At 47.6% G+C, this 12,848-nt stretch carries 15 protein-coding genes and 1 tRNA gene; 5 read left to right on the top strand and 11 right to left on the bottom strand.

From position 1 onward, the window contains the following. Positions 1–120: 120 nt before the first annotated feature. Positions 121–1,173, top strand: a complete 1,053-nt coding sequence (gene selD / locus AC5W14_RS00435) for a selenide, water dikinase SelD (RefSeq protein ID WP_496193458.1) — start codon at positions 121–123, stop codon at positions 1,171–1,173. An 18-nt stretch (positions 1,174–1,191) separates the two neighbouring features. On the opposite strand, the gene phnC is transcribed toward selD, so the two are convergent. The 3 genes from phnC to phnD are packed head-to-tail and all read right to left on the bottom strand — an operon-like array spanning position 1,192 to position 3,682. Then, positions 1,192–1,965, bottom strand: a complete 774-nt coding sequence (gene phnC / locus AC5W14_RS00440) for a phosphonate ABC transporter ATP-binding protein (RefSeq protein WP_496193459.1) — start codon at positions 1,963–1,965, stop codon at positions 1,192–1,194. A 16-nt stretch (positions 1,966–1,981) separates the two neighbouring features. Then, positions 1,982–2,743, bottom strand: a complete 762-nt coding sequence (gene phnE, locus AC5W14_RS00445; protein WP_496059560.1) for a phosphonate ABC transporter, permease protein PhnE — start codon at positions 2,741–2,743, stop codon at positions 1,982–1,984. 33 nt (positions 2,744–2,776) lie between these two features. Continuing rightward, the gene (gene phnD / locus AC5W14_RS00450; protein ID WP_496193460.1) at positions 2,777–3,682 is read right to left on the bottom strand and encodes a phosphate/phosphite/phosphonate ABC transporter substrate-binding protein; all 906 of its coding nucleotides are present in this window, start codon (positions 3,680–3,682) and stop codon (positions 2,777–2,779) included. 126 nt (positions 3,683–3,808) lie between these two features. Between phnD and AC5W14_RS00455 the strand changes: the two genes are divergently transcribed. After that, positions 3,809–4,699 (top strand): selenium metabolism-associated LysR family transcriptional regulator, encoded by an 891-nt coding sequence (locus tag AC5W14_RS00455; RefSeq protein WP_496193461.1) that lies wholly within the window; start codon positions 3,809–3,811, stop codon positions 4,697–4,699. Between the two features lie 65 nt (positions 4,700–4,764). Here AC5W14_RS00455 and AC5W14_RS00460 read toward each other — a convergent pair whose 3' ends face one another. Beyond that, the gene (locus AC5W14_RS00460; protein ID WP_496193462.1) at positions 4,765–5,802 is read right to left on the bottom strand and encodes a glycosyltransferase family 4 protein; all 1,038 of its coding nucleotides are present in this window, start codon (positions 5,800–5,802) and stop codon (positions 4,765–4,767) included. Then, entirely contained in the window at positions 5,799–7,700 is a 1,902-nt protein-coding gene (gene selB / locus AC5W14_RS00465; protein WP_496193463.1) for a selenocysteine-specific translation elongation factor, read from the bottom strand. The genes AC5W14_RS00460 and selB overlap by 4 nt, the downstream gene beginning before the upstream one ends. A 211-nt stretch (positions 7,701–7,911) precedes the next feature. Between selB and AC5W14_RS00470 the strand changes: the two genes are divergently transcribed. Next, a tRNA-Sec gene (locus AC5W14_RS00470) sits at positions 7,912–8,008 on the top strand. An 86-nt stretch (positions 8,009–8,094) separates the two neighbouring features. On the opposite strand, the gene AC5W14_RS00475 is transcribed toward AC5W14_RS00470, so the two are convergent. The 4 genes from AC5W14_RS00475 to AC5W14_RS00490 all read right to left on the bottom strand — a co-directional run bounded on the left by AC5W14_RS00475 (position 8,095) and on the right by AC5W14_RS00490 (position 9,865). Continuing rightward, the gene (locus AC5W14_RS00475; protein ID WP_496059555.1) at positions 8,095–8,751 is read right to left on the bottom strand and encodes a DUF4352 domain-containing protein; all 657 of its coding nucleotides are present in this window, start codon (positions 8,749–8,751) and stop codon (positions 8,095–8,097) included. A 207-nt stretch (positions 8,752–8,958) separates the two neighbouring features. Next, positions 8,959–9,330 (bottom strand): energy-coupling factor transporter transmembrane component T family protein, encoded by a 372-nt coding sequence (locus tag AC5W14_RS00480; RefSeq protein WP_496193464.1) that lies wholly within the window; start codon positions 9,328–9,330, stop codon positions 8,959–8,961. Then, on the bottom strand, positions 9,275–9,679 hold the full coding sequence (locus AC5W14_RS00485) for a hypothetical protein (RefSeq protein WP_496193465.1): 405 nt from the start codon (positions 9,677–9,679) through the stop codon (positions 9,275–9,277). The genes AC5W14_RS00480 and AC5W14_RS00485 overlap by 56 nt, the downstream gene beginning before the upstream one ends. Positions 9,680–9,688: 9 nt before the next feature. Further along, positions 9,689–9,865 (bottom strand): hypothetical protein, encoded by a 177-nt coding sequence (locus AC5W14_RS00490; RefSeq protein ID WP_496059552.1) that lies wholly within the window; start codon positions 9,863–9,865, stop codon positions 9,689–9,691. Positions 9,866–9,956: 91 nt separating this feature from the next. Between AC5W14_RS00490 and AC5W14_RS00495 the strand changes: the two genes are divergently transcribed. Both AC5W14_RS00495 and AC5W14_RS00500 read left to right on the top strand, forming a co-directional pair. Beyond that, positions 9,957–10,370 carry an RrF2 family transcriptional regulator gene (locus tag AC5W14_RS00495; RefSeq protein ID WP_496059551.1) on the top strand — a complete coding sequence of 138 codons (414 nt, stop codon included), beginning with the start codon at positions 9,957–9,959 and terminating at the stop codon, positions 10,368–10,370. A 118-nt stretch (positions 10,371–10,488) separates the two neighbouring features. Next, the gene (locus AC5W14_RS00500; RefSeq protein WP_496059550.1) at positions 10,489–10,875 is read left to right on the top strand and encodes an IDEAL domain-containing protein; all 387 of its coding nucleotides are present in this window, start codon (positions 10,489–10,491) and stop codon (positions 10,873–10,875) included. A 43-nt stretch (positions 10,876–10,918) separates the two neighbouring features. Here the strand turns inward: AC5W14_RS00500 and AC5W14_RS00505 are convergent, their stop codons facing one another. Then, the gene (locus AC5W14_RS00505; RefSeq protein WP_496059549.1) at positions 10,919–11,131 is read right to left on the bottom strand and encodes a hypothetical protein; all 213 of its coding nucleotides are present in this window, start codon (positions 11,129–11,131) and stop codon (positions 10,919–10,921) included. 45 nt (positions 11,132–11,176) lie between these two features. Further along, the gene (locus AC5W14_RS00510) at positions 11,177–12,709 is read right to left on the bottom strand and encodes an FAD-dependent monooxygenase (protein ID WP_496059548.1); all 1,533 of its coding nucleotides are present in this window, start codon (positions 12,707–12,709) and stop codon (positions 11,177–11,179) included. Positions 12,710–12,848 lie beyond the last annotated feature (139 nt).

Below are 12,848 nucleotides of genomic sequence, written 5' to 3' on the forward strand. Positions count from 1 at the left end.
TCGTTATTTTCATTGGAGACTCACTCCTTTGCTTTTATCTATTATTATTGTAGTGTATGATTTGTGTTCTCGCAAATAGAGCGCTTATACTGGAAAAGTAGAAACAAGGAGGGTTTGAGAATGACGAAAGAAGAACAAATACGCCTCACAACACTTTCCTCGAAAGCTGGTTGAGGCTGCAAAATAGGTCCCGAGGACCTGGCGCAAGTGTTGCGCCATATACCAAAAACCGCCCCTGATCCTGCCCTTCTCGTAGGAACAGACACATCAGATGACGGCGGCGTTTACAAGCTGACCGACGATATTGCTCTCGTTCAGTCTGTGGACTATTTTACGCCGATTGTCGATGATCCTTACGAATTTGGACAGATCGCCGCAGCAAATGCCCTAAGCGATATATACGCGATGGGCGGAACCCCGAAAACAGTGTTAAACATTGTTGGGTTCCCTATTAAGAAACTGCCTGATTACATTCTCGCCGGCATCATGAAAGGCGCTGCCGACAAAGTCAGGGAATCAGGAGCTACTATCGTCGGAGGCCACTCAATTGATGACGACGAGCCTAAGTTCGGTCTCGCCGCTACCGGCATTGTGCACCCGGAGAAATTCTGGGCGAACAAAGGCGCAAAGCCCGGGGATGTGCTTGTGCTGACCAAACCGCTCGGCGTTGGTATTATGACGACCGGCATTAAACGACAAGCCGTTACAAAAGAGCAGGAAGCAGCAGTCACGAAAGTAATGGCCTCTTTAAACAAAGAAGCCGCAGAACTGCTGCACGCTTACGAGCCAAATGCCGTAACCGATGTTACCGGCTTCGGTCTCCTTGGCCACTCATATGAAATGGCGTCGGCCAGTGAAGTGACGTTCCGTTTTCAGTCGAACGACATCCCGCTTCTGGAAGGCTCATATGAGCTCGCGGAACAAGGCATTATTCCGGGGGGCTCTAAATCCAATGAGTCCTACCTGATCGATCACATTCATCGTGCAGAGGATGTAACAGCCGTCATGCAGCAGGTGTTATGTGACGCGATCACTTCAGGAGGCCTGCTTGCCGCTGTATCGCCGGAACAGGCGGAAAGCTATGTAGCTGATCTTCATGCAGCCGGTATCACCGACGCTGCCGTTATTGGAAAAGTAGAAGAAAAATCCGATTATTACCTGGAAATTGACTAATTGAAAAGACGCAGGCCGTTAATTAACGGTCTGCGTCTTTTTTTCTGCCATCATATTTTTGCCGTAAATCCGCTCAATGACGGTATCGTCGACCTGCTCCGGCGGTCCGTCGTACACCACTTCGCCTTCGGACAGACCGATGATCCGGTCGGAATATATTTTAGCCAGCTCTATATCATGAACGTTAATCATCGTAATGAGATTGTTTCGCTTGTGTATCTCTTCAATGAGGGAAAAAATCGAACGGGAAGTTCCCGGATCGAGACTTGCTACCGGCTCGTCGCCGAGAAATACATCAGGATCCTGAATCAGCGCCCTTGCTACACCAACGCGCTGCTTCTGGCCGCCGCTCAACTGCTCTATCCTGCGGTCTTCCATCCCTTTAAGGCCGACCTGTTCAATCACTACAGCTGCCTGCTTTTTTTCTTCTGTGGAGAAAATGCCGCCCAGATTCGCCAGCGGGGCTTTTTTTCCAAACAAGCCGGATAGGACATTCTGCTTCACGGTAAGCCTGGGAATAAGATGAAAATGCTGAAAAATCATCCCGGCACGGCTGCGCCATTCCCGCTGCTCCCGGCGCGTAAATCCCGCCAGAGACCTTCCATCAATCAGTACTTCCCCTGCTGTTACAGGCTGCAGGGCATTAATCGTGCGGATCATCGTAGACTTCCCGGCACCGCTTGGTCCGAGTACACTGACAAACTCCCCGCGCTCTAAAGAGAGATTCAGCTTCTTCAGCGCAGGTTCCCCGCCTTTCGTGTATTGAACAGAAACATTTTTTAATTCAATCATGCTGATTCTCTCCTCTCTATATAACGCGTTTACGGACAAAAGCACCAAACAGGTCTACCAGAATAACCATCACCATAATGCTCAGCACGATCACACCGACAGCCGGATAATTAAAGCTCTCAAAATCATTAATTAAGCGCTGGCCGATCCCCCCGCCGCCGATGAACCCGAGGACAAGCGAGGTGCGGATCGCGACTTCAAACCGGTAAAAATACTGCGATAGAATATTAGGCCAGATCTGCGGAATAATTGCAAACAGATTGCCGACTTTTCTGGAGGACCCGACAGACTCCATCGCTTCCTGCGGTCCCCGGTCCGACGCTTCAATAAGCTCGGAGATCAGTTTTCCCAATACGCCTATGTTATGAAGAAAAATCGCAAACACGGCAGGGAACGGGCCGAGACCCAGTACGACGACAAAAATAAGCCCAAATACAATTTCCGGCACCGAACGGAGACCGGAAAGAAAAAAGCGGTTAATATAGTAAAGTATGGGACTGCGGCTCGTATTTTTTGCTGACGCAAACGCAAGCGGCAGGGCCACCAGCAGGGCAAAAAATGTCCCTAAAAATGCAATCGCCAGCGTGACGAGCATCGGGTCAATCAACGAAGGAGCAATACTCCAGTCAAGCGGGAGAAATCGATCGCCGATAAAAGAAAAGGCGTTGGCAAAGTTGGCGAAGTTCCCCCACTCAAATTCTGTTTTTCCCATCGCCCACCACGTAGCGATCATGATAATAATCGTATAGATAATCAGTCTTTTTCGAAACCAAATCATTTAACGAACCCCTTTTTCTTTAAAGCAGACGCCCTAGTCCTCAATCGCATCCATATCAAGCATGCCGAAATCTTCTGCCGCACGCGTTACGTCTTCGTAGTAGCTGTGGTCGGTTTCTACAAAGCCAGAAGCCCCGCCGAACACATTGAGTATTTCTTCGTCTTCAATATTGATAAATGCTTCCTGAATATCGGCTTTCAAGTCCTCATCCATGTCTTCGGGTACCGCCCACGGATACTGGTAAAGCTGATCGGACTCCCAGATGGTTTTGATCTGGCTTTCATCAATCGCGCCGTCTTCCACCAATTCATTGTAAATGGCACTGTCAATCGCTCCGGCGTCCACGTCCTGCGACTGCACGACCTGCGCGGTTACGTCATGGGATCCGGTATAGCGGACAGAAGCAAACTCGTTGTCTTCTTCCGATTCAAATACACCGCGCTCCCGAAGCTCGAGGCCTGGAATAAGCGAGCCTGATGTAGAAGAAATGCTCGCGAAGGCAAAATCCACCTCTTCGCTGTCTTCGAGCATGTCATCTAACGTTTCCCACGGCTGGTCAACATGTGTAATAATGTAGGAATAGTAGTAAGGCTCTCCGTCAATCTCCTGTGTGATAATGGCTTCCGCACCGCTTTCTTCATGAGCGATCACATAGGTAAGCGGCCCAAGATAAGCAAGGTCAAGCTCTCCATAGTTTAATGCTTCCACAACCGCATTGTAGTTCGGATAGGTCTCCACGGAGACCTCCTGGTCCAGGCTCTCGTTTAAGGAGTCTTCGAGGCTTTGAACGCCGCTTTCCATTTCACCGGAAGACTGGGCCGGAATAACCGCTACTTCCAGCGTTTCCTGGCTTTCGCCGCTTTCTTCTTCTTCACCGCCACCGCATGCGCCCAGTACAAGAACGCTTCCTGCGGATACTGCTGTCAGCCACTTTTTCATTTTTCTTTTCTCCCCTGCTTTCCAATATGTAATACAATTTATGCAAATATCGAATGTGATTGCGTTAATAAGCTATCATTGATTATGATAAAAGTAAAGACAAACGCCCCTATGGAGGATGCGCTGATGAATGAAAAATGGCTTCATGTATTTGTCGTGCTGGCAAGAGCCCGCAGCTTTTCGATCGCTGCCCGGGAGCTTGATATCTCGCAGTCTACGGTAACAAAATACTTACAGCACCTGGAACGGGAATTACAGGTGTTATTAATCGAACGAAAAACCGTCACGCTCACAAATGAAGGTGACGCTCTTTATGCGCAGGCAGAACAGTGGCTTCAGGACTGGTCCAGACTCCGCAGCCAGTTTAACAAGAACAACAAACCGCACGCTGAAACGCTTAAGTTAGGAGCAAGCACAACCCCGGGCACCTATTTTCTGCCGGGGCTGTGTGCCAAATGCCACGACCAGTTTCCAGGTACCAAATTTCACCTGCAGGTGGATGACTCCAGCACGATCACCGATCTGCTTTTACAGCGGGAAGTGGATGCTGTTATTATCGGCCAGGCGTTTCAGCATCCCGGAGTGCAGACCGTTCCACTGTGGAAAGATCATCTGACGCTGATCGGGCCGCCCGGCTCTTCCATTGAGGCAGCGGGTGCTTTTACTGACATCAGCCGCTATCCGTTTATCAAGCGGAAAAAAGGATCCGGCACGTATTTGGCTGCCGAACAGAGCCTGCAGCAGTGGGGCGGGTCGCTGTTGGATCTCGAGACCGCCGCTGTGGTGCCGAATACAGAAAGTGTCCTGTCCCTTGTGCAGGCCGGTATCGGCTATGGCATTATTTCCGAGTACGCCCTCGCCTCGGCCCTTTCGAGAGGCTGTGTGAACAAAGGACGCCTGCCCGGCTTCCGCCACCTGCACCTGTCTATTTTAAGCGACCGGACCGAGGAGCCGATGATTCATGCCTTCTCGGAGCTGGCCCGTTCTTTTCAGGCCCCGGTTATTTCAACGACTTAATCAAAAAGAGAGAAACTACTTCTATTTATAAAAAAAAAGGCCGCTCCGCCAAGCCGCCTCTTTTTTTAGTTATCTTTATTGCATACTTCTTTATATATAGCCTGATACTGCTGGGCTTCTTTGTCACTCGAATGCCGGTCAAGTACATCTGTTTTCGCCTGCTGTGTCAGCTTTTTTTTCAGATCGGGGTTATCCAGAAGCTGCTCAAGCTTCGCATGAAACGTTTGCTCATCGCCAAACAGCAGTCCATTCCGGCTATCCTCGATTACGCTCTCATTGCCGCCGTTTCGTCTGGCCAGCACCGGAATCTCATGCATCATCGCTTCGAGCACGGCCATTGGCTGGCCTTCGGACAGGGAGGTATTAATCACGACATCCGCCCATTCATAGAACGCGGGCATCGCTTCTATTTCTACGCCTTCATGGTAGTGCATCCAACTTCTTGATGCTGCCGCCTGCACGACTTCCCGCTTTACCTGCTCTTCCATCGCTTCTCCTACGATTAAAAACTGAATCGCCGGAAAACTTACTCTCAGCTCTTCCAATACTTTCAATCCGAACAGAACATCTTTCACGCTTCTCAGGCCGGCCGGAATTAAAATATTCGGCGTGCCGCTGTGGTCCTGCAGCCAGCGGGTGAGCTCTTTTTCATACACCGCTGTTGAAGGATCCACTCCCTGGGGGACGATTTGTATCCTTTGTCCGAGCTCCGGATAGGCCCGGGCCAGCTTCTTTACGCCGTCGCGGCTGAAAACAGTAATTTTATCAGCCTGACGTATAAATGTTTCCAAGTTGGCTGCCTGCTGCTTTTGCTGTATATCTACATTAATATCGGTCCCGCCGCTTGTTAACACATAAGGCACTTTGAGACTGGTCTCAGCCTGTTGCAGCCACTCATACGTACGGCGGATATGAAGCGCATGAACTACGTCCGCCTCTTCGAGTAATGCGACACCTTTTGCGGTGGGCTCTTCTTCATATGAAAACAGATGGATGGGCTGGCCTGTTCTTTTCATTGAAGCTTCCAGTCTTCGCGCTGTCGTAGCATTGCCGCGCCTGGAATAGTAATAGGGAGTTAAAAAAAGTACGTTAGGAATAGTCATCGCTCCAGCCACTCCCTCACGTCATCCCGGCGCTTGGTCCAGCCGGCTGCATCCAGCGCTTCCAAATATGGGACCATGTACTTGCGGCTGAGCGGCAGAACTTCTTTTGCCTGCTGCAGCGTAAACGATTCTGGAAAGGTTTCTTTTAATAACGCTGCCTTTTCTTTAAAAATGTCTGCCTTCCAAATGTGAATGTCATCCATTTTAACAGCCAGCTGTCTTTCCAACAGCGACCATTTCAGTTCGTCGCCAATGTGTTCAGGCAGGCCGGATGCTTCCGTATAGTCTTTCCACGCTTTTACCTGGAGGGCGTCGGTCTGCCACTGTTCCTGCAGGCTCTCAATTCTCCGTTCCCATCCCTTTGGAGCGGCGGGAGAAAATTCTGCCAGAGCAATAAATTGCTGATGGGAAACAAGTTCTCCCTGATCGAGTGCCTGTTGAATAAGCTGCACAATAAATTCTTTTGGAATCCCACGCTGGACGTGTGATTGAATAATTTCCTGCCGGTTTTGTCCGGAACGCAGCGAATGGGCTTCGTGAAACTGCTCCAGCTGGTCTTTAATAACAGCGAGCATGTTCTGCTGCTGCTGACGCGACGTCACTTTTTGTTTTCCCATCGCTGCCAGGGTGCCGTTTTCCATTCCCTGCTCGATCAGCTGCTCTATATCTTCTTCGGGCAGGCCGCTCTCCAGGGCTGCTTCTTCCTTCGTTAACCATACATGTGTTCTGATCGCTTCCAACAGCTGCTCTTCCGGTGTATCTTCCATCATTTTCCCGAGCACTTGAATTGTATCCGTGCCAAATCGGCGCTTTTCCGCCTGTGCCTGGATCACCCACCCGCCCGCAAATGTTTCGGCTGGAGAAGGCCGGCGCAGAATAAACGCATCGCCTCTTTTTGTAACAACTTTTTCTTCCAGTTCCAGCTGGCAGATCACCTCGTCAAATCCGGGTTCCAAAGTGTTGCGGTCAAAGAAAATAACTTTTCCGTATACTTCAGCCGTGCCAAGGTGAAGCATAACGTAGCCGCGCTGTTTTACAGCATACGCGGCGGCTGATGAACCGTACAGAACAACATCCAGCCGGTCGGTTGTCGTGTAGTGCTGTGCTGCAACAAGAACATCACCGCGGTGTACATCCTGTTTCGATACGCCGCTGATATTAAGCGCAAGCCTTTGGCCGGCGCTCCCCGACTTTACCGGCTCATGATGAATCTGCAGCTGTCGCACTTTTACAAACGTCTGCTGGGGAAGCAGCTGCAGCGTTTCTCCTTCTGCAACACTTCCTTCATATACCGTGCCCCGGACAACGGTACCCTGCCCGTGTACGCTGAACACATTGTCTATCGGGAGACGGAAAGCTCCGCGCGGATCGCGGTCCGGTACTTTTTCCAGCATATGAATCAACTGCTGCTTCAACTCTTCCAGTCCGCGTCCGCTTAGACTGTCGATAAAGACCATTTCCGCGTCGGCAAAAGGTGTACCCTGCACTTCGTCACGTATGTCCTCTCCTGCAAGCTCCAGCAGTTCCTCGTCCACCTTATCTGCCTTGGTTACAGCAATAACACTTCCCGGAATGCCGAGAAGCGTAAGGATCTCCAGGTGTTCCTTTGTCTGGGGCATAACCCCTTCATCTGCGGCAACGGTCAGAATGACCCCATCAATTCCCGCAACGCCGGCAATCATCTGCCGGATAAAACGCTCATGTCCAGGTACATCAATGATGGACACATCCATATCCTCCCGCAGCGTAAGCGGGGCAAATCCCGGTTCGATGGAAATGTTACGATCCTTTTCTTCTTTCAGCCGATCGGTATCTATATTGGTTAGAGCTTTCGTTAATGTCGTTTTGCCATGGTCAATATGCCCGGCCATTCCTACTGTAAGCATTCGTTTTGCCATGCTGGTCCCTGCCTCTCTCATCCGCACTTTTCTACTGTTCTATCTTACTATTCCAAGGGCTCTCCAATCAAATAAAACAAGCCCGGCCTGATAAGGCAGCGGACTTGTTAATAGTTAGTGTCTGCTGACAGTGCAGAGCTGGCCCTTGCGTTAAATAGTTGTAATTCCTGTACCGGAATAGTAGAATAACGAAGTGCACTATAAAACAAATGGGGCTGGTTGTGTAGCTGGTGCTTACCGAGGTCTTCAAAACCTTCAGGGAGGCGCGTGTCGTCTCCGGTGGGTTCGATTCCCACACAGTCCCGCCATACATATAATCTGTCTTAATATTAATTCGAATAACAAAAGAAGCTCCTTACTTTTCAGTAAGGAGCTTCTTTATTAATATAGCCGTTTATTTGATGGAGACTTTTTCTCCATCAATCTCAATAAACCATTCACCTTCACTGAATTGCTCTTTTGATACTTCAAATACATCAACGCTTGTTACCGAAATACCAGGATTTAAATCACTTAAAACTTTTGAATTATCGATATCTGTTTCTACAGAGTATTCTACGGAAGCATCAAAATCTGTATCATAAGAAACACCATTCTCATCTATTAAATTAACAGTAGGAGTGGAAAAAGAACCTATTGGTTCATCAGAGGTGTTTTTTATTGTCCATTGAACAGCAGCAAACGTCCCTCCGTCTGAAGCAACTTTAGACGAATATTCACCCCCAACTTCTTCTCTCTCTTCTACTTCCGTTACAGATACTTCCACTCGTTCCAACGGGATCGTATCTCCAACACTATAAACTACTTCCTCAGTTGTTTCTTCCGTATCGCTTGCTTCAGCATCTGAAGTTGCTTCTGTAGCCACAGAAGCTTCTTCATCGCCCCCTGGAGCTGCACTAAATATTACAATAAGTGCAATTAGTCCACCAAAAAACGTCATAATCTTATGTTTCATGAAAAAGTTTCTTTGATCCTTTCCACAACTAGGGCATTTTTTTACACCTTTTGCAATCTGATGTTCACACACTTTACAGTTAACCAATTTTGACAATTTAAACTCCTCCTATTATATTATGTAGAATAAATTTATAGTATAACAATTTTACATTAATGTATATCTTTTTTCACAGTATAAAAGAACTATTTATTAATATAATCTATGTATAAACACAAAATCAGAGTTTAGTCCGGTTGAATTTTAGTCTTTATACTCACTAATTATACATTTATTAGAATTTTATTTTTTAATTAAAAACCCCTACAATATATTGTAGGAGTTTTTCCAAATTAGACAGCCACCCGTATCAACCCCCGCCGCTGTGATAAGAACTCCTGCCGCAAAGTAAATATCCTCTTTATGGTAAGGCATTGTCTGATAACGTGTGCGGTTCCTGGAACTGTCGAATCCTTTTACTTCCATAGCTACAACCGTTCTTTCCGCTTTACGGATCGCTCCAGCCATCAATGGAATGGCATACTGTTTCCACCTCCATATAATTTTCTTGTTTCCCATACTGCTCATGCGATTCGCCTTTTTAACCTGTTTGAATTCCTCATACAGCTGAAGGAGAAACCTATAGGCTGCTACTAAACCGTATCCTATACCTGTCGTGAGTTTCCGTCTTTCCATTAAATTTAACACTAAAGCCGTTGGGCTGGTCGTTAATACACATAATAGTGGCCAGGAAGCTTCTATTTCCATACTTATGCTGATCATCGGTTTCTCTGCTCACTGCCGGAACGGGAAGCACACTGTTTACAAGCTCCGCGGAAAGATGCCCCGTATCTTCCTGCCACTGCTTTATCGTTAGCTGATATTCATTCATTGTCAGTGTTTTCTTTAGATCCATCTTAACCGCCTGCAGGCATTCAGCCAGGCTGCGGCGTCCTGCCGGATCAAGCTGGGACATCGGTTCATCAATAATCCATATATTGGAGTCCCGGCACCACAGAGAGGCCATGAACGCTCTTTGTTTCATCCCTCCGGATCAAGCGTGAATAGGTGTATTCATATGCGCTTCCAGTTTCACTGCTCTTAACGCTCTCTGCATCCGGGCATCTATTTCTGTCTGATTTACAGACCCATTCTCCATCGTAAACGTTAGTTCGTCGCGGACCGTCGCCATGCAAACCTGCGTATCCGGATTCTGAAACAATACTCCCACTTCTTATATTTCTTTTTAATTGACAGAATTTTCTGTAACAATTATACTTACAGTATACAGAAGGATCGCTTTTCGGGAAAGGGTGATGCCTGTGAATAGAGAGTTTTCGCTCGCTGTGCATAGTTTGTTATTTCTCGATACAAATCCGGAACGCTATGCAAGAAGTACTGAAATAGCATCCAGTGCCCAGGCTCATCCGGTCCAGGTAAGAAGAGTACTGAGCGTTCTTAGAGACTGTGGATATGTTGAATCCAAAGAAGGTATCGGCGGCGGCTTTTCTTTAATAGGAGATCCGCGCCGGATCAATTTATGGGATATCTATCAAGTAACGGCCGAAGGCACGCTGCGGTTCAAGAGAGCAGAAGAAAACGTATCCTACTCGTTTCATTCCTCCACGAATTCCCTTCTTTCCATCATTTTCATTGATGCCGAAGAGCATTTAGGAGACTTCTTAAAAAATTATACGATTGCTGATTTATCCGATCTGCTGGATAAAAGCAGATAAGTTGACGGTGCCTTACCCCAGTACGGTACAATGAGTAAAGATTCACCGCATTCCCTATAAGGACCCGAAGACAAGGCGCTCTCTATTTTTATAGATATCCTTTGAGGAGGTTTACAGAATGCTCACAAGAAAAGATGCGCTTCAATATGGCGATTGGGTAAAAGCTGTTACAAATAACGATGAGCTGATTTTTGGATATGTGGATCATGTTAATTCATTAAATGAAACGGTAACTCTTGTTGTTGTATCTTCCGATAACAAAGCATCCATCGGCCGTAAGATAGCCCTCATTCAGCAGAAAGTAACGAAACTCGAAAACGCAGGCCTCGATTATGAAGCCGGTCTGCTCAATATGATAGATCTGGCACTCGAATCCAATGACAAACCCTGGTTCATGGAGCTGACCGCTTCTCTTTACAAGCTCCAGCAGCGGGATCCTTCTTCTTCCGGCCTGCTGCTGCTTGAGTCCAATCCAAATAACAATACGCAGAGCAATAACTCATAGACGTATAAAAGCTCCGTTTCTTTTGAAAAGAAACGGAGCTTTTTTATGCTTTTTTTCGTTCTTCCAGCATTTTTAGCATATTGTCTATGCCAATGATGCTGGAAAAAAGAATAACGGATCCCAATACCAGATAGAGAGCGTTTCTCTCTGTTGTAAGAATACCGCTCAGCAGAAGACCAAGCAGCACAATGGAAAAAAGAAACAGGATGCTATGACACACACATACAGCTGTAAACCGTGCTTTTGATAGTTCCATAAGCCCCCCCTTGTTCCGAGCTTCTTTTACTATATCACGTTTTCCTTATTTTCCCGTATGGCTTTTTGCCGCTTCTGTCACAATTCCATGTTCTCTCATGTAGGCATTCAGCTCATAGGTATCCTGATATTCGCTTAAAAATCCGATATGTCCGTCGGGTCGGATAAAGCAGAGCGCGTCTTCGACCAGCCCCGCCTTGGATGCGCGTTTATCCCATGGCCATTCAAACAAAGAAATGTGATGCCGGGACGCATATTCCTTCATGGAGGCACTGGCTTCACCGTATATATGAAGCTGCCAGTCCATTTCATTCAGCGCATCATAATTATAGCCCGTATATGGCAGGCGCTGGCCTGCATACAGTCTGTTTTTTTGGCCGTAGCTCAGTTCGCTTTTTTTATAATTCACACGAATCTGCGAAAGAATATTAAATACCACCCGCCGGATAAAGCTGGAATAATTCAATAAAGGAATGCCGGCCGGAATAATATTTTTACGAAGCAGTTTGCTTGGTTTGTCTTTCGCAACGATCCGCGTAAACGCACGATCCGTGCTGGCTACAAGTACTTTGGCAAAGTCACGCCGCTCCGGGCTGTACGTATCCAGCACAGACGGATCCGCCCGCTCCTGAATCACCGAGGCCAGCTTCCAGCCCAGATTGACCGCATCGCCAATCCCGGTATTCATGCCCTGGCCGCCGGCGGGACTGTGTATGTGCGCTGCATCCCCTGCCAGAAACACACGCCCCTGTTGAAAATGTTCTGCCACACGATGATGAACACTGTACGTCGAATACCAGTTCACTTTATCAATCCGTACTTTAAAAGCAGATTCCAAAAACGGTTTAATATCTTCAAACGACGTCTTTCCCTGATTTTGCAGGTCCCTCGGTATAATGCTGATTAATCTGGTCGTTTTACTGCTTCGAACCGGCATGAAAATGGCAAACTCGTCCCCGCTGAAGCACATATTCATGCTTCTCGAACTAATCGCTTCCCCCTCCCCTTCAATATCAATGACACAGAAGATCTGGGGGTAGGTGCCTCCTGTAAAGTCGACATCCAGTTCTGTCCGCACGATACTGGATGCGCCGTCACAGCCGACAAGATAAGAGCTTTGAATTTCTTCGGTACGGCCTTCTTTTTTGACTACAGCCATCGCCCCTGTTTCATTATGGGAAAATGATACGAGTTCCGTTTCCCAGTCTATTTCCACTCCCTGCGCTTTCAGTTTGCTGATCAGAAATGCTTCATGGTCATCCTGGGGATAGGTCAGCACAAATGGATAAGGGCTCAAATCTCCGCCCAGTAACTGAAAATTAACCGCTGCTTTTTCTTCTCCTTCCACCCGCACGAGAATATTGTCGAGTTTAATCCCATTGTCTATTACTTCCTGGTCAATGCCGAACTGCCGGTAAAACTCCAGCGTTCTCGGCACAACTGCCATCGCTCTGGACGCCTGGCCGGGGCCGCTGTCTTTTGCAATAATGCGAAACGGTATATGATAACGGGAAAGCTCGAGCGCCAGCGTGAGTCCGGTAGGCCCTGCCCCGATTATAATAACTTCCTGCTTGTCCATAAGTATGCCCTTCCTTTCCGTACTTCCTGATGTCTTTTATACAGCCCTTTTTACGACTATACCCTTCAGCGCCTATAATCCTGCATTCATTTTAAAAAGATTGCTTTCCTCCCTCAGAAGCACCTCTTTCTGCCCGGGA

The organism is Sinobaca sp. TMA16-18, assembly GCF_059510535.1.

Coding starts and splice junctions, on each gene's coding strand:
- phnC (WP_496193459.1), bottom strand. CDS start 1,965: ATGATTGAATTAAAAAATGTTTCTGTTCAATACACGAAAGGCGGGGAA.
- phnE (WP_496059560.1), bottom strand. CDS start 2,743: ATGATTTGGTTTCGAAAAAGACTGATTATCTATACGATTATTATCATG.
- phnD (WP_496193460.1), bottom strand. CDS start 3,682: ATGAAAAAGTGGCTGACAGCAGTATCCGCAGGAAGCGTTCTTGTACTG.
- AC5W14_RS00455 (WP_496193461.1), top strand. CDS start 3,809: ATGAATGAAAAATGGCTTCATGTATTTGTCGTGCTGGCAAGAGCCCGC.
- AC5W14_RS00460 (WP_496193462.1), bottom strand. CDS start 5,802: ATGACTATTCCTAACGTACTTTTTTTAACTCCCTATTACTATTCCAGG.
- selB (WP_496193463.1), bottom strand. CDS start 7,700: ATGGCAAAACGAATGCTTACAGTAGGAATGGCCGGGCATATTGACCAT.
- AC5W14_RS00480 (WP_496193464.1), bottom strand. CDS start 9,330: ATGGAAAGACGGAAACTCACGACAGGTATAGGATACGGTTTAGTAGCA.
- AC5W14_RS00485 (WP_496193465.1), bottom strand. CDS start 9,679: ATGAAACAAAGAGCGTTCATGGCCTCTCTGTGGTGCCGGGACTCCAAT.
- AC5W14_RS00500 (WP_496059550.1), top strand. CDS start 10,489: ATGCTCACAAGAAAAGATGCGCTTCAATATGGCGATTGGGTAAAAGCT.
- AC5W14_RS00505 (WP_496059549.1), bottom strand. CDS start 11,131: ATGGAACTATCAAAAGCACGGTTTACAGCTGTATGTGTGTGTCATAGC.
- AC5W14_RS00510 (WP_496059548.1), bottom strand. CDS start 12,709: ATGGACAAGCAGGAAGTTATTATAATCGGGGCAGGGCCTACCGGACTC.